A 22,692-nucleotide genomic window follows, 5' to 3' on the forward strand; every position below is an offset into this window, starting at 1 on the left:
TGTTTTTATGTGGCTGGCAAAATATAAGAAGAGTTTAATAGTCGCCAGTTGTATTTTAGTCGCCCTAGGTGCTTTGTATTTGTTAAGCATTTACTATCTGTTGACCAACGGCTTTAGACATTACGACACATTTTGTTCCCGCTACATTCCGCAAATTGAAGCCTTTAAAACGGCCCACGGCGTTTTCCCCAAAACCATTCTCGATTTTGAAAAGCCATCCTTTTCATGGCGATATGATCCAGCAGAGTGCAATTACATCGCTGACACTGATGGATTTAGTTTTCAAGTATCTGACGGTTTTATTGGAATAGGTATTTATCTCTCAAACGAAAAGCGCTGGGTTTACGATTAATGATACTGATGTTGATCAGGAAGATTAATGACTGCTGCATCTAAATCTTCTGCTTCTGTCGGGCGCGCAAAATAATAACCTTGGTATGCGTCGCAACCCATTTCCGCTAACACGTTTCGTTGCTCAGCTGTTTCAACACCTTCTGCAATAACACTTAAGCCAAGACTATGGCCAAGTGCCACAATTGTGCGCGCGATAGTCGCGTCGTTTGGGTCTGTCAGTAAATCGCGTACAAAGGATTGATCGATTTTTAATTGGTCCAAAGGCAGGCGTTTTAAATAAGAAAGCGATGAGTAACCGGTGCCGAAATCATCGAGCGAAAATGTCACGCCGAGTGATTTGATTTCTACCATTTTTACAATCACTTCCTCCACATCTTTCGCCAGCATGCTTTCGGTTAATTCAAGTTTCAGATAGTGAGGATTTGCGCCGGTTTTTTGCAGCGCGGTTTTTACGTTTGCGACAAAATCCGGGTGCGAAAATTGAATAATGCTCACGTTAACGGACATACACCAAGTGGCGGTTTCTGGTGATCGAGCCCACTCTACCAACTGCATACATGCTGTTTCTAAAACCCATTGGCCTATAGGCAAAATCATCCCGGTTTCTTCGGCGAGCGGAATAAATGCAGCGGGTGAAATCATTCCATGTTCAGAATGCTTCCAGCGCAAAAGTGCTTCCACACCTATAGTTTTTCCTGTGCGATCAACTTGCAGTTGGTAGTGCAATAAAAATTCCTGTTTGGTTAATGCCATACGCATATTTTTTTCCAGTTCAACACGAACTGAAACGGCTGCTTGCATGGTGGGGTCAAAAAAGCGCGCCGTGTTGCGGCCAGCCGTTTTAGCTTGGTACATGGCAACGTCAGCTTTTTTGAGAAGCTCTTCAATAGAATCGGTTTGGTGCCAGAACAGCACAATGCCAATACTCGGTGTAATAAGGTAAGAATATTCACGCAACTTGTATGGCTCTGATAAAGCATGCAGGACTTTATCTGCGATCATTTCGGCTTGCGAGGCTGCTTCATTCGGGTAAGGGCTGAGCGCTTCCATTAACATTACAAATTCGTCGCCGCCCATGCGTGCAACGCTGTCGCCTTCGCGCACACAACTTTGCAAACGAGAGGCCACTTGTTGCAACAAAATATCGCCGAGGTCGTGGCCGAGGCTGTCGTTGAGTTGTTTGAAATAGTCCAAATCCAAAAACATCAATGCGCCGTGTTGGTCGGTACGGCTTGAGGTAATCATCGCTTGTTGTAAGCGATCATATAACAAGCGGCGATTCGGTAAATTGGTAAGCGGATCGTAGAACGCCAAGCGGTAAATTTCTTCTTCATCCTGACGCTGCTGGCTAATATCGCGAACCAATCCTACAAAAGTTGTTCTATCGGCACGCAACACTTTGGTAATGGAAAGGCTCATGGGGAAGATTTCACCGTTCTTGCGTAAACCCTCCACTTCGCGAAGGGTGTTGAGGACGGGGCCACCTTCTGTTTCGTGTCGTTGAAGATAGGCTTCATGCCTTGCTCTGAAATGGCCAGGCATTAGCAGGCTGACGTTTTTTCCCATGACTTCTTCCGGTGCGTAGCCAAATATCCGGCTCGCCGCCACGTTGAATGACTCTATTTGCCCACCGGTATTGATCGTAATAACGCCGTCAAACATGTTGTCCAGAATTGCCTGAGTGTGCAGCACGGATTCTTGCAGGGCTAACTCCGCGTGCTTGCGTTTGGTGATGTCCGTTGCAACCAGAAACAGGCCTTCGACCTTACCGTTTTCTATATCTGGAATGTACTGGCTCCACACGTATTTTCCGTCCACCATGTTCTCAGTACTTTGAGCCATGCCCGCGAGAGCTGCTTTTACGTATGGTTCACTCTCACTAAACACCGATTCACCCAAAACTTCATGCATGGGCGAACGGTAGACATCGTCGGGTGTTTTGCCATACCAGTTAGCATAGGCTTTGGTTGCGAAGTTGCACAGAAGGTCTGTTGTCCAGTGGGACACCATGCCAGGAATGTTGTGTGCCAAGGTGGCGATAAAACGCTCGTTCTGCCGCACTGCTTCTTCGGCAAGTTTAAGGTCGGTGATGTCGTGTGCGGTGCCGAGCAGAAGCGGCTCCGGGTCGGCCGTGAGATAGCGAGCGGACAATTGCATGATGCGAATACTGCCGTCGCGGCGTCGCAGTTGCATCTCGAATTTGTCGATCCGCCCCTCCGCCAATAACCGTTGCCGCATTGTTTCCCGTTCGGGGCCATCGACCCATATACCGAGATCCGCAGTGTTTCGCCCTATGATTTCAGCGCGACTAAAGCCGGTGATATCGCAGAAAGCATCGCTGCAATCAATCATTACCCCTTGAGGATCCTGTAAGGTGAGGGGATTGGGGATTAGCTTGAATGTGCGGCGAAGGCGTTCATCGGCACGACGCACAGCCGCTTCGGATTCGTACCTCGCCGTAACATCGCTGAATACAAGCACTACACCTACAATCTTGCCTTCGGCATCGCGAATAGGGGCGGCACTATCCGCAATTTGGTATTCAGAACCATCGCGTGCATGCAGCTTTGTACCGTTGGCCAAACCCACAATCTTGCCTTGGGCTATAACCAATTCAACGGGATTGGTGGCTGGGTTACCGGTTTGCGCGTTTCTAATCCTGAATACCTCTATCAGCGGCTTACCGCGCGCTTCAGTAAGTGGCCAGCCGGTCAATCGCTCGGCGGTAGGGTTCATCCGCGTGATGGCGCCGCTTGTGTCGGTCACTATGACCGCGTCGCCGATGGATTGCAGAGTGATTGCGAGGTTTTGCTCGCTGGCCCTAAGCTTTTCTTCAGCAATTTTGCGCGCACTAATGTCGCGCACCATAGACATCATGGTACCGTCGGGCATCTTGGTTGAAAGTACTTCAGCGGTGAATAGGGAGCCATCCTTACGTTTAAGTAGCCATTCGCGGAACAGATCGTTGGTTTTGATTGAGTCTATGGCGGGCTCAACGTCTTGGTGCTGGGCTTCTGCCACTACGTCTTTTGGAAGCAGGTTGGAAATCTCATCTCGGCTGTAGCCGAGCATGTCGCAAAAACACTCGTTGGCGTCTACCAGAGCCTTTTCCGGGTCGGCCACAAAGATGACAATTCCTATCTGAATATTGGCAAATAAAGCTTTGTAGCGGGCGTCACTGTTGCTTCTGGCTATTTCGGCCAGTTCGCGTTTTTCCTGGGCGTTTAGGAGGTTCCGCTGGGTTTCTTCCAGCCACCCCAAAATGCTGTTCTTTTTATCATCATCGACTTCTAATGAGCCGGTGAAATCACCTTTCCCCAAGCGCGAAATTTGCTCGTAAACCTGATAGACAGACCCACCAAGGGTGGTTCTGATACCTGAACTGATTCGCCATAGTATGGCAGCCACACTTGCGGCGAGCGAAATCACCAAGAGCCTCATCAAGTAAGCAGTACGCTTGGATTCCTCGAGCTCACGCAAGGTACGGGTTTCAACTAAGTTATAGAAGTTGTCTATGGGGATAATGATGTTGGCTTTAGCGCGGTCGTATGCCTCGCCGTGCAAAATATCGAGGGCTTTGCTTTGCTCCGTTGGACTGATTGTTGCATTGTTCGCAACCATATCAATGACCTGGCTCTCGAGGCTATTCAGGGTGTCTGAATTGGTTTTGGCTTCATTGAGCAGACGAAGCTCCATATCGCTCGCGCCCGATTCACGCATGAGTTCCAGTAAAGACACCTTGCGTCCGTTGAAGGAGGGCTTAAAGCTCCCGTTCGCCAGGGCGACATGCCAATAATTGTTGTGATATCCCTTTGGGCGCGGTAGTTTGCCATCCCTAATAGCGATGATGTCCTGATAGAATTCTTTATAGATGGGGTTGCCGGTTGCCGCGTAACTGCGCACCATTCGCGTAAGATCATCGGACGATTGGCGCAGTTCATCGGCGTAGAGCAACAGCTGATGACGTTGGGCACCCAGCCGATCCACCTGTTTTTCAGAAAGAACGTATAGGGTAAAGCTTGCGATTAGTGCAGCAATCAGACCAAGAGCGAGCCAGCTACTCCACGAAATTTCTGCAGAAGATTTGGTAACAGGCATGTCGATTTCCGTTCTTTCAGTCTGGGAGATGGATAGTTTGCAACTTAATCGTTACGGTAATGTAATCCGGCCGGAACTGAAGCAATAAGTTGTCAGGATAAAATCTCAGGGGCGAAGACTAATCATTCCTTAGTGTAGGTTAAAAAAATAAAATGTCAGATCGGCGCAAGGGCTTGGCCACACAATATTCATTCTTTTTAAATAAAAATCCAGTGTCCAAAGGGCTTAAAAAATGACGGAGAATAAAATGGCGCATAGCTCGTTTTTAAATGCGTTGCTGCGCAAAAAAGCGGTAATGGACGATGTCGATAATATAGGTTTAAAGCGCTGTTTGAGTGCATTTGACCTGACGCTGATGGGGATTGGCGCCATTATAGGTACGGGTATTTTTGTATTGACCGGCGTTGCGGCTGCTACAACTTCCGGCCCCGCCGTTATCATTTCATTTATTCTCGCCGGCTTAGCCTGCGCCTTTGCTGCGCTGGCCTACGCGGAATTGGCGGCAAGCGTTGGTGGAGCAGGCAGTGCTTATGGTTATTCCTATGCCGCCTTCGGTGAATTTATTGCGTGGATTATTGGTTGGGATTTAATTCTTGAATACGGTGTTGCGACGGCTGCTGTTGCGAATGGTTGGGCGGGGTATTTCAATAACGCACTCCATGCGATTGGTTTAGGTTTGCCAGATTACTTAACCAAAGGTCCATTTGCAGTTAACGCGGTGACAGGTTTGCCTGATGGCGGTATTGTAAATTTACCTGCGTTCAGCATTATTTTTGTCTTGATGCTTATGCTTATTGTGGGTGTAAAGGAAAGCGCCAAATTAAATACCGCAATGGTGTTTGTAAAATTGTTGGCCATCGTAATTTTCTTGTCTGTGGGTATCTTTCATATTAATCCAGAAAACTGGAGTCCATTTATTCCTTTCGGGTGGTTCTCGCACGATGAGTTGGGCAAACCGCTGGGTATCTTTGCTGGTGCATCAGTCGTATTTTTTGCTTATGTAGGTTTTGATGCGGTGTCAACCGCAACGGCTGAGGCAAACAAACCGCAGCGCGACATTCCAATCGGTATTCTCGCCTCGTTAATTTTTTGTACGCTTATTTACATCATTGTTTCCGGTGTATTAACGGGCATGGTTTCTTATAAAGAATTAAACGTGTCCTCTCCCGTGGCTTTTGGTTTAGAACGAGTGGGGGTGAGTTGGGCATCGGCCTTGGTGGCTACGGGTGTTATTGCTGGCCTCACTACAGTAATGCTAGTTCTTTATTACGCACTGACTCGTATTCTCACCGCAATGTCGCGCGATGGTTTGGTGTCACCATTTTTCGCGACGGTTAATTCCAAGACCAAAACACCAGTGAAAAATACGGTTATATGCGGGCTAATCATGGCGGTTATGGCAGGTTTTATTCCGTTGAATGCGCTGGCAGAGCTCGTAAATATAGGCACGCTCACTGCGTTTGTCTTGGTGTGTATTGGTGTAATTGTGTTGCGGTATACGCATCCTGATCTGCCTCGCCCGTTTAAAATGCCCTATGGAATTGTGTTGTCATCCTTAGGTGTTATTTCTTGCGCGGCTTTAATTATTCCCTTGCCATGGCAAACGCATTTACGCTTTGTGCTATGGCTTGCTGTTGGTTTAGTGATTTATTTCTTATATGGAATCCGAAAAAGCAAACTTAGGCAGCAGCCCTAAATTTCAGTTACAAGGCGCACTCAATGCGCCTTTTTTTATGTTTTTTTTTGACAAAAGTCATCCTTAATTCCTGATTAAACGCCTTTAGAAAGCAGGTATATTGATTTAGGCTTACTTGATTTCAAATCACCATTCAATCCAGCTAAGGAGTTTTTATGGCAGCGCACTTTGCAGCAATTATCACTTTGCTTTCGTTATTGTTATTTACCGCTACTGTGGTGTGGGTTGGTGCCGCACGCATTAAATACGGTGTGAAAGCGCCTGCTACTACGGGCAACGAAAACTTTGAGCGTATTTTTCGCGTTCAAATGAATACGCTCGAAAACCTCGTATTATTTTTACCAGCACTTTGGTTGTTTAACGAATACGTGAGTTTCTTGTGGGCTGGTATCTTAGGGTTAATTTGGTTGATAGGGCGGGTAGATTACGCACTGAGTTACGCACGCGCTGCCGAAGCTCGCAGCCGAGGCTACGGTGTTAGCGCTGCGGCGTCTCTGGTCTTGCTTATAGGTGCTGCTATAGGTATTGCTATGCGAATTTTGGCGGGCCTTTGAAAAATTCAATAGAACGAATTTTTAAATTGGTTGCAATCAACTGGAATAATTTATGCCCGAGCCATCTACATTGCCCGTTCCAAAAAAGCTAACACCTTTGTTGGGGTTGCTACCCTTTTTAAAACCTTACATTAGCCGCTGGCTTTGGACGCTTATAGCGTTAAGCATTGCGTCTGCTACAACGCTGGCCTTACCTGTTGCATTTCGGTATTTAATTGATGCAGGTTTTTCTTCCGGTCAAACGGAACACATTAATCGTTACTTCGTTTTGCTTTTCGCTTTGGCGATTGTCTTGGCGATTGCAACTGCGCTGCGTTTTTATTGCGTTTCTTGGCTAGGGGAGCGCGTTACTGCAGATATTCGCCGAAAGATCTATTCACATATTTTGCAAATGAGCCCGCAGTTTTTTGAAGTCACCAAAACCGGTGAAGTCTTATCGCGCTTAACAACAGACACAACGCTGATTCAGGCCGTGGTGGGCACCAGTTTTTCTATGGGCTTGCGCAATTTATTTATGTTAGTGGGCGGCATAGCCATGCTGGTTTTTACCAGTCCGCGTCTTGCGAGTTTTATTCTTATTACGTTGGTCGTTGTGATTGCACCCATTTTATTTTTTGGTAGGCGAGTGCGAAAGCTCTCACGCGATAGTCAAGATCGCATCGCAGATTCCAGCGCGGTAGCTGGCGAAGTTCTCAATGCAATGCCCACGGTACAATCCTACAACCAAGAAACGCGCGAAAGTGCGCGCTTTAATGATGCGGTCGAAAATGCATTTAAAACCGCTATCTCACGTATTGCTGCACGCTCCTTGCTGACCGTTGTTGGAATCGTATTGGTATTTGGCGCAATTACGTTTGTCTTGTGGTTAGGCGCGCACGCTGTGCTGTCCGGGCAAATGACGGGTGGTGAGTTATCACAATTTATTATTTATGCCGTGTTAACAGCGGGCGCGATTGGTGCAATAACGGAGGTCTGGGGCGATTTGCAGCGAGCTGAAGGTGCTACTGAACGCTTGATGGAATTATTGCAATTAAATTCACCCGTGGTTGAGCCAGCTTATCCAAAACAATTACCAACTGAAGGTGAGGGCATTGAATTTGACCAAGTTAATTTCGCTTATCCTTCACGACCAGAAACACTCGCGTTAAAAAACTTTTCATTAAAAATTCGCCACGGTGAACATGTTGCTTTGGTCGGTCCTTCTGGTGCAGGTAAGACCACATTGTTTCAGCTCTTGTTTCGCTTTTACGATCCGCAATCGGGCGCCGTGCGTTTTAATGGTGTAGACCTGCGCGATCTAACCTTTAAAGATGCACGCGAACCTTTCAGCGCTGTACTGCAAGAAACAGTTATTTTTGCGGGCAGCGTGCTGGACAATATTCGTTACGGAAACCCGAATGCAAGTTTGGATGAAGTGAAGCGCGCTGCTGAGATGGCCGCTGCCAGTGAGTTTATTGAAGCGCTTCCGCAAGGCTATGATACGTTTTTAGGTGAGCGCGGTGTGCGTTTATCCGGCGGCCAACGCCAACGAATTTCTATCGCGCGCGCTATTTTAAGTAATCCACCGATTTTGCTATTGGATGAAGCGACGAGCGCACTCGATGCTGAAAGTGAACGCCAAGTTCAACAAGCGCTCGACAATGCCGCGCACAACCGTACAACACTTGTGATTGCTCACCGATTGGCAACTGTACTGGCAGCAGATCGTATTATTGTTATGGAAGCGGGCGAAATTGTTGCCGAGGGAACACACGCGCAATTGTTGGAAGAAAGCACCTTGTACGCGCGTTTGGCTAAGTTACAGTTTACGGATTAAAGCGCTGCGCTTATTTAAATAGCTTTACGCGCGCCATTAACACAGATACCACCATTAATCCGAGCGCAATTAACACGCCTAAAAATTCGCGGCATTCTTCAATGTAAGGTTTCTGTGGGTTCATCCCTTGCATTAAGGGTTCTTCCGCCATGTGCAAATAATATTGGTAGGCACCCGGCGCGCTGTTCAATATCTCTAAGCTGCAAATTGCTACCGCGAACCAAAACATGGGGCGGTAAAATTTATTTGCTATCAGCAGCAAGGGAACTAAAGCGCAAATAACGTAGAAGCTCACCCAAATTACTGGGTCGGGATCGTTGAATTGCAAACTGGCGAAGGCTAATAGAATAAAACCAAAAACGCCGTAAATTGCTTTGAGGAAGATATTCATACTGGAACGCCTATAAATGGAATTGGTCAGAACAACTGCGCGCTATTGTATCCACTTATAGGCTTTCTGCTAGAAAAAATTAGGCCGCATCTTTTTCGGCAGCGTTCAATAAAGATCTTAGGGCGATACCGCCAAGAATTGTCCAGTTAAATAGCTTGAGCTGTTGATAACACCAACGCTGTGTGATGGGTAAACCTCACGCAGTTCAATCGCAGCATTACGATTCACTAAGCGCACTTGATGCTTGTCGTAATCTGTTTCTGAACCCTGCACAACTAATTGATAAAGCGCCAGCGTATCGCCGGAGCGTAAACCGTTGTTGGCTCCGCCTTGCAATAAAATTTGATTTTGACCAGGGCGCGCATCAATTTGGGCGATGTAAGGTTGGCATTGAATAACGGCACCCACTTCTTTAGATGCCATTTTTACCAAGCCTTTAATTTGCTGGCCGTAGTCTGTATTCCAAAACAAAGGCGAGCCGAAACCAACCTCTTTAGTTAATCCCCAAATGCCGTAAGTGTCGTAGCGTTTGTTAAAGAGCGTTTGGCCAGTAAAACCGTCACGCAAATTCACTTGAAAACTGAACACGCGCTCGCGTTTATCAAATCGGTTTTTCACTTCAATAAAATCAAACAAGCCATTCAAAAACCGTGTGTACAAACCCGGGTTGTAGGTCGCCTCCGGGTGAGTCATCGCCATATCCATAATTTCGCCCGTTAACACGAGCTGAGTGTGTTGGTTGCGCGCGAGTTTTTGAATTTGCTGTGCTAGGAGAGTGTCATCGCTTGCGGAGGGAGATGGCAGACTTTCGGTTAATTGAATGGGTGTAATTGCTTTGTGCTTTGCAACTAATTGTTCACCGAGCATTTGCGGTAACTGATGTTCCGCATCGTTCAACGCCCCAGCGTTTGAACTATTAGGGGTTAAGCGGGGAAAAGCGGTCAGCAACAAGGATTTTTGCAACGAATTATTTTCATTACTACTGCATTGGTTGTTGCCGCGTTGATAGGATTCCGCTTTGGATTCCACAACAATGGCCGCAGGCTTAGCTACTGGAGCCGGAGCTGGGCTTTGACCTGATGTTATCTCTTCGGTCGGCGCAGCGCTGGTGGCTTTCGGAACACTTTGGTTGTCGAATGGCAAACTTGTATTGGCGCTTTCACTGGCGGCCGCGGTAGGTTTCGGCTTCACAGGTTTAAAATCGCTCATCGCCCAAGTCGTGGACGCAAGCGCTAACGCGGAAGGAATAATCAATAAACGCAGTAGCCGAGATCGAATAGGCATGACAAACTCCCGCCACAATGAAATTCAACGCCAAAATGGTTGTCTTAAAGACCCTGTCAGGGTTATCGGCCAGAATTGCCGCTTCTTAAATGTGAATTGCTCAAGCTAGGGAGAAAATATGTCGTTAGCGAAAGTCTTTTGCGCCTTGATGGCGATGGGCTTAGTCGTTGCTTGTGAAAGCCCCGGTCGCAACTACACCGATACCAAATTGGTGGAAACGCTGGAAATTGAAATCATGCCCAATACCAGCAAAATGTTCGTGTACCGTCTGCGTCTTCCCGAAGAGCACATGAACAATGGCGTGCGCATTGAGCGCGGTGGTTTCTCGGGCGGAGGCGGCGAGCGCAGCGGCATCGCGGTCAGCAGCTCCACGCCCAAGCGTTTGCTGGAAAACACCGGTTTCGTGGTACAAAAAATGGGTTATTGCCGCGAGGGTTTTTTAGAAATTGATTCCAGCGTAGCGCCCTACAATTTGTGGGTAAAAGGCGAATGCAAAGAAGGCGCTACAGATGATGACATCAAAAAGTTCGGCACCAAGCAAACACTACCGGTAACACTGGCCAAATAGGGCGCAATCAAACTTGGCTGCCATATTCGCCTTGGTCGATTTCCGCTAAACGGGCCTGAGCCGGGTCTTTAAGGTGGTTATAGATCATCGCGACCCACAACAAGCCCGCAAAGCCCGCCGCCAAGTAGAACCCGTAATTCACTGCACCGAATAGATCCCCAATAATACCCATCAGAAGCGGCCCAACGGCTGCTGAAATGGCCGTGAAGAACAGAATCACGCCCGCAATTGTGCCGTGCTCATGTTTGGGAAAGCAGTTGATGCCTTTGGAGTTAAGCGTGGGGTAAATCATTGACATAAACAGACCCGAAAGCGGCAGCAAGAAAACGGCGCAACTAACACCGAAGGCGATGCTTCCCAAAAAGCACAGAAATATGGCGCCGCTAAAGCACATCATTACCAACGTCCAGGAAAAACGCGTGAGCACCCAATGCCCCAGAAAGCGGCCAGCGGCGCGCAATACGAAGAAAATCGATAAGGCATAGGTCGCTAACCAAACCACAGACCCCGTATAGGTTTTGAGCAGGCTGGGCATCCAAACGTAAATGGCCACTTCCGTCGCCACGTATAAACCTATGGCGGCAGAGAAACCCAGCGCATAAGGGTTGCCGAGCATTTTGAAAGTCCGCTTCAAATCAATAGACTCGGTTTGTTGCGCTTTGGGCTGCGGGTATTTCACGAGCGCCGCCGTAGTCAGCAACACCAAACTCAGGAACCCCGCGAAAATATACAGATACTTCCAGGAAACCTGCGCTGCCAGCAGGTAAGCCACAATCGCCGGGCCGATTATCGCGCCCACACCAAAAAAGCCTTCCACCAAATTCATGGTGCGCGTATGGTTTTGCGAAGAGGTGGAAATATCGCCAATCAACGCCAGTGCGCCGGTTTTAAAAATACCTATGGCGCAGCCGGAAATGACCAACAAGACCACAAAAACCTCGAACTGATTGCCGAGCGAAAACAGCAGGCACGCCAATGCAAACAGGCCCAAACCAATAATAATCGTCCGCTTGCGCCCTAATTTATCGGCAAGAAAGCCAAACAGAATTCCGCTCAGTGCAATGGCAGCCATAGATGCGTAGTGGAAGGCGCCTGCTTGGGTAAGGCTCAAGTTAAATTCCTTGATGATTTCCGGAATGATCACGCCTACCGCATCGGTGGTCATGGCGAACATAGTGAACATTAGGAAGGTCAACCAGCGAATGAGGCCAAGGTTGGTGTTTGCGGCCATGTTCGGTACTCCGATGTGTGTCTGCAAGGTTGCAATGGGTTGCGCGAGCAGGAATTGTCGTTGATTATAGAAAACGCCTTGACTTAATTATTCACAGTGGTTTAATTAAGTCAAATTCATTTGGTAAATATTCTTCAGTTTGGGTTCTTTAAAGCCAGTCCGAGTAAAGAGGTGGTATGAGCAAAGGCAGTAATTCCAGTGGATTGCGTCGCTACAACGAACGTGTGCTAATCAATTCCATTCGCAAGCTGGGTCAGGCGTCAAAGCTAGAGCTGGCGAGGCTTTCCAATCTCACGCCACAAGCTGTAACCCGCATTATTGATGATTTGGATGCAGCTGGGCTGGTTATTCAAAGAGGCAAAGTTCAGCGCGGCTTGGGCCAGCCTTCCACCATGTACAGCTTGAATCCATCGGGTGCCTATTCGATTGGTGTCAACGTAGGCCGCAGCGATATTCAACTGTTGCTGATGGATTTTGTGGGTACAGTGGTGGGAAAAATTGCTCACGAATTTGAAACGCCCAACCCCGATTTTCTGTTAGACAAAATCGAGCAAGGCATTGCCTATTTAGAATCTTCTCTATCCTCCGAAAACAAATCGCGTTTGGTTGGCGTTGGTCTTGCCATGCCTTGGTTTATGGGCGCATGGAAAAAAGAAGTGAATATGGACGATGCTCTGGCTGAACGCTGGGCGACAATTAAGTTCGATAAAGAAGTCGCAGCGCGCACCCATTTACCCGTATTCATTGAGAACGATTGTTCAGCGGCGGCTATTGCAGAATTGAAATTTGGTAATGGGTTAGCGCTCGATAATTTCCTCTACGTTTTTATCGGCACTTTTGTCGGCGGCGGGTTGGTGTTGAAAGGAAACCTAGAAAGCGGTGTGCATGGAAACGCGGGCGCATTGGCGTCTATGCCGGTAACGCCTTCGCTCTTATCTTCCGCGCCGCCAAACCCAGGCAAATTTGAAACCTTAGCTAACCGTGCCTCCATTTTTGTATTGCGTCGTCATCTCAACGCAAACGGTTTTCCCATCAAAAATATTTCCGAACTACCAGACTTAATGCCCGCCGCAAAACCTTTTGTAGATGAGTGGTTGGATGATTGTGCTGAGGCTTTAACCTTCAGCATTTTGTCGTCACTCAGTGTTGTGGATTTTGAAGGCGTGGTTATTGATGGCTATTTGCCACGCGAACTTGTGCAAGCGCTGGTTACTCGCGTCGAACAAAAAGTTAATCAACATTGCCCGCAAGGTGTGTTTTTGCCGCAAGTTCATGTAGGCAAAATCGGGCCGGATGCACGCGCTATTGGCGGCGCAATTCTTCCGCTTTATATCAATTTTTCGCCCGATAAAAACGTCATGTTGACCGGCGCAGATGAGTAATTATTTAATCGTTTTGGAGGCTTGCCATGCTGCAGCTTGAACATAAATGGGTGTGGGATTTTTGGTTTGCAGTGGACGGCTCCGACTATCACATGTTTTATCTACAAGCGGATAAATCACTCGGAAACCCCGATCTGCGCCACTGGAATGTCTCCATCGGCCACGCTGTATCGCAAGATCTTAAACATTGGAAAGTGTTGCCAGATGCGTTGGCACCAACACCAAACAATGACGAAGCACCTGATTCCTTTACGACTTGGACGGGTTGCGTCATCAAGCATGCCGATGAATGGATAATGTATTACACCGGCACCAAGCGCGCTGAAAGAGGTTTGGTGCAACGCGTGTGCATGGCTAGATCTCCCGATTTAATTCACTGGACTACATCAGCAGATAACCCCGTTACTCAATTGGATGAGCGTTGGTACGACGGGTTGAAATTAGAATATTGGCACGATGCCTCCTGGCGCGATCCTTGGGTCGTGAAAGATCCGCACCAAAATCTTTACCACATGTTCATCACTTGCCGCGTGAATTCTGGCGAACCTGATGGGCGCGGCGCTGTAGGTTACGCATCATCAACTGATTTAAATCACTGGACGGTTGGCGAACCCTTTTTTGCTCCGGGATGGTTTGGTGAAATGGAAGTGCCACAAATTGAAAAAATTGGCGAACGCTATTATTTGTTCTGCTCCGTGTCCAAACGCTTTCATTCAAAGGCGCACTTGGCGAGCGCTGCTTATGAACCTCAAACCGGCGTTAAGTATTTTGTTTCGGATTCCATGCTCGGGCCCTATGAGTGCGTTGGTAATGGCTTTTTAACAGGGCCAAAGCAAGAAGGATTGTATTCGGGGCGCTTAATTAAAGATGCGCAAGGCAATTGGCAGCTAATGGCGTTTATGGGGAATGATAGCGAAGGACACTTTGCTGGAAATATCATAGATCCGATCCCGGTTGTGCAGATGCCCGATGGACAGCTACGTCTTAATGACTAGCTGTCGCCCTGATCTCAAATACAAAGGCGGCACCTTCGGGGTGCCTTTTTTATTTCTCGCAAATAGGCGTGCTTAAGCAGCACTCGTATTTCACTGGCAATAAGCACCAAAATAATTTACGTCGTAAAGCTCGCTGCTATTGTTTTCTTTTCTGCCAACCGTGGCTAAGAGCAAAGGGTGGTGTCACGGGTGCAAGTTTAAATGTTCGTAAGGCAGGCCAAAAATCGTCATTTCACTCTTTGAGAACAAAGCTCACGCATCAAAAAGAATAAAAAACAGGCTTTGATCGAAAAAAGATTTAAAAACCATGTTGAGATTATTAATTCACAGTGCTTTAATTAGTTTAACGGCATATTTAGATGCCATTACATTAAATAGATAGTTACTGGGGGTTTAACATGTTAGCGAGAAGAATGGTTCCCAATAGTTTGGCATTGGCAGTTGCAGCAATTACTTGGGGCGCAATGCCAGCCACGGCTGAAGAAGTGCCGGCCGTGGACGAAGTGGTTGTCACAGGTACAGTCAAGGCTGTTACCAAGTTAGAAGCAAGTGTTTCTGTAAGTGCTTTAGGCGCAGTGGATATCGCCCAATCAGCCCCTCGCTCTATTGGCGAAGTGTTCCGGAGCTTGCCAGGCATTCGCTCAGAGTCATCCGGCGGTGGCGGTAACGCCAATATCACAATTCGCGGTATTCCCTTGGCAACCGGCGGCTCCAAATACATGCAAATCCATGAAGATGGTTTGCCCGTTCTTGAATATGGCGATATCAATTTTGCCAACACCGATAACTTTATCCGCTTTGATAGCACGGTTGATCGCGTTGAATCTATCCGCGGTGGTTCAGCATCAACTCTGGCGAGCAACTCTCCCGGCGGCATCATTAATATTCTGAGTAAAACCGGTAAAGAAGAAGGCGGCAGTGTAGGTGCGTCTTTTGGTGTGAACTACGACGAATTCAGAACTGATTTTGAATACGGTGGCCGCTTGAGCGACACAATCTATTATCACATCGGCGGTTTTTATCGTGATGGCGAAGGCGTTCGCGAAACCGGGTTTAATGGTGATAGCGGTGGCCAGTTAAAGCTGAATATCACCAAAGAATTGGATAAGGGCTTCCTGCGTTTCTACGTCAAAGATCTTGATGACAAGATGACCACTTATCTGCCAGCGCCCGTGAAAGTTACCGGCAATGGAAAATTTGGCCCTGTTCCCGGGTTCGACGCCAGCACACAAGCCTTAATGAGCGCAGAAACCAGCCGCATTACAACTTACGATGCTTTTGGAAACCCAGTTTCACGTTCAGTGAGCGATGGTATTCAGTCCAAGGTTAAAGCTTTCGGTTTTGAGTTTGAAAAAGAAGTTGCAGATGGCGTAACTATTAATGACAAATTTAGAAAATCTAGCATCACCGGTGGATTTATTTCTCCCTTTACCGATGGTTGGGCGGGCGGAACCAACTCCATTGCAGCTAAGGGCGCAGCCTTGTGTGCAGACGCGAAAGTTGGCGGCATTAGTTTGAATTGCGCGGGTGGCGTGAAAGCAACTATTGATGGAAAACCTGCAGATTCAAATCAACTGGCGTTTACGAATTTAATGTTTGATACCAACTTCAAAGATGTTGGTTTGGCCGTAAACGATTTGAAAATTACCAAAGATTTTGGTGGTGTAGAAGTAACAGGCGGTTATTACGTTTCCAAACAAAATATCGACATCTCCTGGAACAGCTGGCATGGCCGTACGCAAACCGTTGCTGGTGGCAAAACCCAAAACATTCAATTCGAAGCAATCAATGCAGGCATAGATTCAACGGGTAAACCGGTGAATGTGTTGTTAACTAATAACGGTGCTTTATCTGAAAGTTTCCTTGCGTGGAATTGGGATTTGGAATACACCACATCTGCGCCCTATTTGAATGTGAACTTCAAGCCCACCGATAAATTATCGGTTGATGTCAGTGCACGCTACGATCAAGTCAAAGCGCGCGGCATGCGTCTTGATGGTTGCTGTGGTGGCAATGTTTCTACTGATTTGAACGGCAACGGCAGCATTGGTACCTTCACCATTGTGAACGGAAAATTCACGCGCTTAGATAGCGATGCGCTCTTAGAAAATGTTCAAGGCGTTTCAGCTGGTTTTGTTAACGGTGGTGTACGTGTGTTGAACGAGCAAAATGCTGGTGCGAGAAAACTTGTTAATTATGACGCGAACAATTTTTCTTACTCATTGGGTGGAACTTATATCCTGACAGACGATTCATCCATGTTTGCCCGTTATAGCAGCGGTGGCCGCGCAATTGCTGATCGCTTAACGCAAGTAGGTGGCACATTGAATCCTAATGGTTCATTGACCAGCACAACTGACGGTTTTGATAACGTTAAACAAGCGGAGTTGGGTTACAAATACATGACCAATGATTGGTCGTTCTTCGCCACCTATTTCAACACTAAAGTTCAAGAAACCAATGCAGAAATTACATCCGGTTTAACTTTTGTGCGCGATTACACCGCTAATGGTGTTGAGTTGGAAGGCAAATATGTATTCAACGAAGCTTGGTCTTTGCGCGGCAATGCCACATGGTCTGATGCAGAAATTAGTTCAGATCAAAACGACAAATCTGTTGTAGGTAATGTTCCTCGTCGTCAGGCTGATTTCATTTGGACCATCACTCCTGAGTATCGCGTGAGCAACCTTGTGTTGGGTGCAACATTACAAGGATCAACCGCGTTTTACCTTGGCGACAATAATAGCTTGAAGCAAGGTGCGTACAACATCATCAACCTCAATGCGAGTTGGGCGTTTACCGATAGTTTGTCAGCCAGCCTCAGTGTCAACAATCTTACTAATGAATTTGTTGTCACCGAGTCTGAGGAGTCAACAGCAAAAATTGGCGATATAGTTCGGGCAAGACCACTCAGCGGACGTTCAATTTCTGCCGGTGTGCGTTATCAGTTCTAAGTGGGTTTTAGGCACTCGCCCGTTTGTAAGGGTGAGTGTCTAACAATGTTGTGGTGGTAAGTTCTGATTATTGTGGTGTCCTATGAATTCAATTAGCACAGCAAAATTATTGGGTGCCATTGAGGCTGGTGGTACAAAATTTATTTGTGTTATTGCGAATGAGGCTGGCGAAATTTTAATGCGGCGAACTATTCCCACTGAGCAGCCGCAAAAAACTTTGTCAGCATGTGACGATTTTTTTGTAGAAGCAAAATTGCGTTGCGGTTCAATCAGTGCGTTGGGTATTGGTAGTTTTGGCCCGATTGAATTGAATCCTAATGCCAATGATTACGGCTACATTAAACAAACACCCAAACCCGGTTGGTCAGGTACAAATCTTGTTGGCTTTTTTTCGCAAAAATTAGGTGTGCCTGTTGCATTTGATACGGATGTAAATGCTGCTGCTCTTGGTGAACACACCCACGGCGTAACTCAGGGTTGTGATAACTTTGTCTACGTTACTGTGGGTACAGGTATTGGTGCCGGAGTGATAAGTGGCGGTCTTTTGGTTCAAGGTTTGGGACATTTGGAGTTTGGTCACATTTTAATTCCTCGGCATGCCCATGATGTAAATGCTGTTTCAAATTGCCCTTTTCACGAAAATTGTTTGGAGGGATTAGCCTCTGGTGCATCCTTAAATTTGCGAGCGCCGAGTGGGGTGAGTGAATTATCACTTGATCATCCTATTTGGATTGCTGAAATTTATTACCTTGCGCTTATGTGTGCCAACCTAACGCAAATCTACGCGCCTGAGAAAATTGTGTTGGGCGGCGGTGTGATGTTGAAGCAGGGTTTGCTTCCCAAAATTCACGCGGAATTTTTGCGGTTGGTAAATGGTTACGCGCACGAAAGAATTTTGGAAAAGGTTGAAAGTTATATTGTGCCATCCGCATTGGATGGTGTGGCTGGCGTTGTGGGTGCTTTAGCCCTCGCTCGTTCGGTTAGTTAAATGTTTTTGCTCTAGCTAAGTTTTCCGCTGTGGTGCATTGCTTTGCTCCCGCCAAGAAATTGGACGGGGGCATTTTTTTATTTAAGGATTGAATCTCATGTTAAAAAATGATCTTATTCTTAAAAGCTACCGATCTGCAGAAACGGAATAATAAATGAGTAATAAATATGTACTGGCGTTTTTGTGCCTCAGTTTTAGTTTGAGTGTGTCTGCGTCTCCTTACATTCCTTTATCAGAAAAATGCGATGGATATCCGAAGGTGCCATTGGGAACAAGCAATGACCTTTGTTTAGGGTTATTGGCACAGCGTAGCTCCGAGCTGCCGCTTCAAATGCCGCGTACAGCTGTTGAAACACAAGCAGGAGAGATGTTGGTTGTCGATATGGGAGGGTGGGTAGAAAACAAGGGGAAGTTATGGCTTGTTAACTATCGAAGCCGCCCAATTGTTGGAAAGCAATTAATGTCTGATTTAAATTTGCCACATAAAATTCTACGCGGTGCTGATGGAAGATTTTATGTAGGTGAGGCTCATCGGATTATTCGATTTGAATTGGTGGGTGGTTCAATCGCCAATGTGAAAACGATTATTGATTCGCTACCTTATCGTCAAGGCTATTTGCATCCTCTTAAAAATTTTGTATTCGATAATAAAAATAACATTGTTGTTAATATTGGTTCATCATCCGACCGATGTTTAGATCAATCTACTCAGTGTTTAGCGGGTGATCAGGCGGCTCTTTGGCAGTTTGATTATGATGTGAAAAGCGATAGCTGGAGTAAAGAATATAAAATTCTGGCAAGCGGCCTTCGCAACTCAATGGCACTTGCTGTACATGCCAGTGATACTCTTCTTCAAGCAGAAAATAGCATGGATTTTGCATCTGCAGATGAGCCCTATGAAGAAATTAACATTATCGAACCTGGCGTATTTTATGGTTGGCCCAACTGCTACAATCGCAACGCCAATATCAATGAAAACAAAATGTCCTGCGATGTAAAAAATTATCGCGAGCCTTGGACGTTAATGCCTCCTCATGTTGCACCAATGGATGCGTTCTATTACCAACACACAAAAATTCCATCACTCGCTGGCAAATTACTAATGAGCTGGCATGGTTATAAAATTGTTGGGCATCGATTGGTCGCTTTTGATGTGGATGATAAAGGGCGACCTATTCGCCAAGAAACAGCACAGTATTTTAATGATCCACTTCCATCCGAAGAGATTTTTAATACCAAAAGCTTTTCTGCAAAAGGTGGCTTGGGAATGGTATCGCAGCACAGTGAAATTATTTCGCGTGCCAATCAAGTGAATGGCGTGCGTCCAAAAAGTGCGTTCGCTGGCATCAGTGTTATGAATGACGGCAGTATTTTAATTGTTGATGATAAAAATGCAGCAATTTTGCGGTTATCGAATGGCGTACCCTATAGGGAAGGGCAATTGCGCCCACAAGCGTCTAGCGATGTGAAAGTCTGGGTTGCGCCAGCTAAGGTTCAAGCGATATTGGTGAGTCGGTGCAGTAAATGCCACGACGCATTGCAAAAAAATCCAGCACAACTATTGAATGATCAGCAATGGCTAAGAAAGGTAGACGGCAAAACACGCATGGAATTTAAATTATTTGATGACAAAGTTATGCCTATGCCCCCGGATAATAGCCTTTTGCCTGACGAGCGCCAGCAATTGAGAGACTGGATTCGTTCGCTGGATAAAATCAATTAAATTCTCATAGGCGGGGTCTTTAAGAGCGATTCCCGCTATAATTCGCGCCTTTTCCGCCTTCCCTTGGATTGCCTCATGCCTTTACCTACCTTAATTCTCAATGCCCAAGCCGACCGTCGCCTTAAATTAGGTCACCTATGGATTTACAGCAACGAAGTCGATGTTGCCCGTTCGCCGCTCAAGCAATTTGAGCTGGGCCAGCAAGCTTTGGTCACAACCCACTCAGGCAAGCCTTTGGGTATCGCTTTGATGAATCCTACGGGTTTGATTTGCGGGCGCATTATTAACCGCGATGAAAATCATCCGCTCAATAAATCGCTCTTGGTTCATCGCTTCAAGCAAGCTTTGGCCTTGCGCGAACTAACGTTTGATGAGCCTTTTTATCGTTTGGTTTACGGCGATTCAGATTTGCTCCCCGGTTTGGTGGTGGATCGTTTTGGGGATTACTTGGTAGTTCAAATTGCCAGTGCCGGTATGGAATTGGTTAAGGCAGAGATCGTTGAAGCCTTGGTGCAAGTTATCAAACCCTTGGGTATTTTATTGAGCAATGACCACAGCGCCCGCGCCTTGGAAAATTTGCCCGAGTACACCGAAGTTGCTTATGGCGAAGTGCCCGACATGGTTGAGCTGGTGGAAAACGGTACACGTTTCCTAGCGCCGGTTCAAGGCGGCCAAAAAACCGGTTGGTTTTACGATCACCGCGTTAACCGCGCGCAGCTTCAGCAATACGTAAAGGGTAAGCGTGTACTGGATGTTTTCTCCTACATTGGCGGCTGGGGTGTTCAGGCGGCGGTAGCGGGTGCGAGTGAAGTTTATTGTGTGGATGTTTCTGAAGCCGCGCTGGATTACGTAGAAAAAAATGCGGCGCTCAATGGTGTTCAAGACAAGGTGACTTGCTTTGAAGGAAAAGCCATTGATGTGCTCAAGCATTTGATTGCTGAGGATGAGCGCTTTGATGTTGTGGTGCTCGACCCGCCAGCGTTCATCAAAAAACGTAAAGACCAAAAAGCAGGCGAAGCCGCATACCGTCACATCAATGAATTGGGAATGCGCTTATTAGGGCGCGATGGTTTGCTGGTTGCCGGTTCCTGTTCCATGCATTTGGGCAAAGATACTTTGGTCGAAATCGTTCGCGCTGCTGGTCGCCATTTGGACCGTCATGTGCAAATTATCGGGCAAGGTGGGCAGGGGCCGGATCACCCTGTTCATCCGGCCATTCCAGAAACGGATTATCTGAAAGCAGTATTTGCGCGGGTTTATCTGGCATAAATCAAAACGACAAAGCCGCTTTTAAAGCGGCTTTTTTTAATCTCTCAAACTCAGTATTTTCCACCCACGTTCTTGGGCGGCTGCTCTCAAACGATCATCCGGATCGACAGCGACGGGGTTGGGGACTTTTTCCAAGAGCGGTAAATCGTTAATCGAATCGCTGTAGAAATAGGCATCCGTCAAATCGTAATTCTTTTCCTTTAACCATTCATTTAAGCGCACGACCTTTCCGCCCTGAAAACATGGCGTGCCCGTCCCATTACCCGTGTAACGACCGTCCACAATTTCGGCATCGCTCGCCAAAATGTCATCCACACCCAAATGCTTGGCAATAGGGTGGGTCACGAAACTGTTGGTTGCTGTGATGATTAATAAATAGTCGCCTTGGGCGCGATGCTCTTGCAAAAGTGCCTTTGCCTTGGGGAGCATCATAGGCTCAATAAAATCGCGCATAAATTCAGCGTGCAGCACGGCCAGATCATCAAGGCTGTAGCGAGTCAAAGGCGCGAGCGAGAAGCGCAGGTATTCGTGAATGTCTAAAGTTGCCGCTTTGTATTGTTGGTAAAAACGATCGTTGGCTTCGGCGTAGGTTTGGGCATCAACCAATTTTTTTTGGACGAGAAATTCGCCCCAGGAGTAATCGCTGTCGCCAGCTAAAAGCGTGTTATCAAGATCAAAAATAGCGAGGCGCACGGGTTACCTTCTTGAGCAAAATGAGGGGCTTGGATAAGGGCGCCTAGCATAACCAGTGCGTTCTGGCGGCTCAACAAAGATTTACTTACAGCCGTTGTTTCACAAGGACTTGCGGCTTTACAGAAGCCTGTTATAGTGCGGAAAAAGCTGTTCCACAGCCCAACATTTTTTAGGGATGACTCCCGTGATAGATAGCGATGGTTTTCGCCCCAACGTGGGCATTGTATTGACGAATGACCAAGGCCAATTGCTTTGGGCGCGTCGGGTAGGCGGGCAAGATGCCTGGCAGTTTCCGCAAGGTGGTATTAACGAGCGCGAGTCCGCCGAGCAAGCGCTCTACCGCGAACTTCATGAAGAAGTTGGCCTGCACCCACAGGATGTAGAGATTTTGGCTTGCACCCGTGGCTGGTTGCGGTATCGCTTGCCAGATCGGCTGGTTCGCCACAACTCCCAACCGCTTTGCGTCGGCCAAAAACAAAAATGGTTTTTGCTGCGTCTGCGCAGCGATGATTCGCGTATTTCCCTGAATAATGGCGGCCGCCCCGAGTTCGACGCATGGCGCTGGGTAAGCTACTGGTATCCGCTGGGCAAGGTTGTGTCATTTAAGAAAGACGTTTATCGCCGTGCCCTGAAAGAGTTGTCTTTGGTTCATGCCCAAATGGAGTTTGAGTTAATCGCCGAGACCAAATAAAAATT

Annotated in this window: 17 protein-coding genes; 12 read left to right on the forward strand and 5 right to left on the reverse strand. The window is 47.1% G+C overall.

What is annotated here, in order from left to right:
* The first annotated feature begins 7 nt into the window (after positions 1–7).
* Entirely contained in the window at positions 8–352 is a 345-nt protein-coding gene (locus tag U1F02_RS05025; protein WP_409989270.1) for a hypothetical protein, read from the forward strand.
* Here the strand turns inward: U1F02_RS05025 and U1F02_RS05030 are convergent.
* The gene (locus U1F02_RS05030) at positions 349–4,452 is read right to left on the reverse strand and encodes a PAS domain S-box protein (protein ID WP_409989271.1); all 4,104 of its coding nucleotides are present in this window, start codon (positions 4,450–4,452) and stop codon (positions 349–351) included. The two genes, U1F02_RS05025 and U1F02_RS05030, sit on opposite strands and share 4 nt — an antisense overlap.
* A 232-nt stretch (positions 4,453–4,684) precedes the next feature.
* Between U1F02_RS05030 and U1F02_RS05035 the strand changes: the two genes are divergently transcribed.
* The 3 genes from U1F02_RS05035 (at position 4,685) to U1F02_RS05045 (ending at position 8,518) form a co-directional block, all read left to right on the forward strand.
* Positions 4,685–6,148, forward strand: coding sequence for an amino acid permease (locus U1F02_RS05035; protein ID WP_409989272.1), 1,464 nt, complete (start codon positions 4,685–4,687; stop codon positions 6,146–6,148).
* A gap of 155 nt (positions 6,149–6,303) precedes the next feature.
* Positions 6,304–6,702, forward strand: a complete 399-nt coding sequence (locus U1F02_RS05040) for an MAPEG family protein (protein WP_409989273.1) — start codon at positions 6,304–6,306, stop codon at positions 6,700–6,702.
* A 52-nt stretch (positions 6,703–6,754) separates the two neighbouring features.
* Entirely contained in the window at positions 6,755–8,518 is a 1,764-nt protein-coding gene (locus U1F02_RS05045; RefSeq protein ID WP_409989274.1) for an ABC transporter transmembrane domain-containing protein, read from the forward strand.
* 10 nt (positions 8,519–8,528) lie between these two features.
* Here U1F02_RS05045 and U1F02_RS05050 read toward each other — a convergent pair whose 3' ends face one another.
* Positions 8,529–8,909 carry a transmembrane 220 family protein gene (locus U1F02_RS05050; protein WP_409989275.1) on the reverse strand — a complete coding sequence of 127 codons (381 nt, stop codon included), beginning with the start codon at positions 8,907–8,909 and terminating at the stop codon, positions 8,529–8,531.
* A gap of 117 nt (positions 8,910–9,026) precedes the next feature.
* On the reverse strand, positions 9,027–10,193 hold the full coding sequence (locus tag U1F02_RS05055; RefSeq protein WP_409989276.1) for a flagella assembly protein FlgT middle domain-containing protein: 1,167 nt from the start codon (positions 10,191–10,193) through the stop codon (positions 9,027–9,029).
* A gap of 118 nt (positions 10,194–10,311) precedes the next feature.
* Between U1F02_RS05055 and U1F02_RS05060 the strand changes: the two genes are divergently transcribed.
* Positions 10,312–10,761 carry a hypothetical protein gene (locus U1F02_RS05060; protein ID WP_409989277.1) on the forward strand — a complete coding sequence of 150 codons (450 nt, stop codon included), beginning with the start codon at positions 10,312–10,314 and terminating at the stop codon, positions 10,759–10,761.
* A 7-nt stretch (positions 10,762–10,768) separates the two neighbouring features.
* On the opposite strand, the gene U1F02_RS05065 is transcribed toward U1F02_RS05060, so the two are convergent.
* Complete coding sequence (locus U1F02_RS05065) at positions 10,769–11,992, reverse strand: MFS transporter (RefSeq protein WP_409989278.1); 1,224 nt, start codon at positions 11,990–11,992, stop codon at positions 10,769–10,771.
* 176 nt (positions 11,993–12,168) lie between these two features.
* Between U1F02_RS05065 and U1F02_RS05070 the strand changes: the two genes are divergently transcribed.
* The 6 genes from U1F02_RS05070 (at position 12,169) to U1F02_RS05095 (ending at position 21,303) form a co-directional block, all read left to right on the forward strand.
* Positions 12,169–13,374 carry an ROK family protein gene (locus U1F02_RS05070; RefSeq protein WP_409989279.1) on the forward strand — a complete coding sequence of 402 codons (1,206 nt, stop codon included), beginning with the start codon at positions 12,169–12,171 and terminating at the stop codon, positions 13,372–13,374.
* A 26-nt stretch (positions 13,375–13,400) separates the two neighbouring features.
* Positions 13,401–14,369: a family 43 glycosylhydrolase gene (locus U1F02_RS05075; protein ID WP_409989280.1), complete on the forward strand. Its 969-nt coding sequence runs from the start codon at positions 13,401–13,403 to the stop codon at positions 14,367–14,369.
* Between the two features lie 398 nt (positions 14,370–14,767).
* Entirely contained in the window at positions 14,768–17,323 is a 2,556-nt protein-coding gene (locus U1F02_RS05080; RefSeq protein ID WP_409989281.1) for a TonB-dependent siderophore receptor, read from the forward strand.
* 82 nt (positions 17,324–17,405) lie between these two features.
* Positions 17,406–18,311 carry an ROK family protein gene (locus U1F02_RS05085; protein WP_409989282.1) on the forward strand — a complete coding sequence of 302 codons (906 nt, stop codon included), beginning with the start codon at positions 17,406–17,408 and terminating at the stop codon, positions 18,309–18,311.
* A gap of 154 nt (positions 18,312–18,465) precedes the next feature.
* A complete protein-coding gene (locus U1F02_RS05090) occupies positions 18,466–20,034 on the forward strand; it encodes a PQQ-dependent sugar dehydrogenase (RefSeq protein WP_409989283.1) in 1,569 nt (522 codons plus the stop codon).
* A gap of 75 nt (positions 20,035–20,109) precedes the next feature.
* A complete protein-coding gene (locus U1F02_RS05095; RefSeq protein WP_409989284.1) occupies positions 20,110–21,303 on the forward strand; it encodes a class I SAM-dependent rRNA methyltransferase in 1,194 nt (397 codons plus the stop codon).
* A gap of 36 nt (positions 21,304–21,339) precedes the next feature.
* Here the strand turns inward: U1F02_RS05095 and U1F02_RS05100 are convergent, their stop codons facing one another.
* Complete coding sequence (locus U1F02_RS05100; RefSeq protein WP_409989285.1) at positions 21,340–21,996, reverse strand: HAD family hydrolase; 657 nt, start codon at positions 21,994–21,996, stop codon at positions 21,340–21,342.
* A gap of 184 nt (positions 21,997–22,180) precedes the next feature.
* Here U1F02_RS05100 and rppH point away from each other — a divergent pair, with 184 nt between their 5' ends.
* A complete protein-coding gene (gene rppH / locus U1F02_RS05105) occupies positions 22,181–22,687 on the forward strand; it encodes an RNA pyrophosphohydrolase (protein ID WP_409989286.1) in 507 nt (168 codons plus the stop codon).
* Positions 22,688–22,692 lie beyond the last annotated feature (5 nt).

It is taken from the genome of Cellvibrio sp. (genome assembly GCF_046347455.1).
In the GTDB taxonomy this organism is placed as follows: Bacteria; Pseudomonadota; Gammaproteobacteria; order Pseudomonadales; family Cellvibrionaceae; genus Cellvibrio.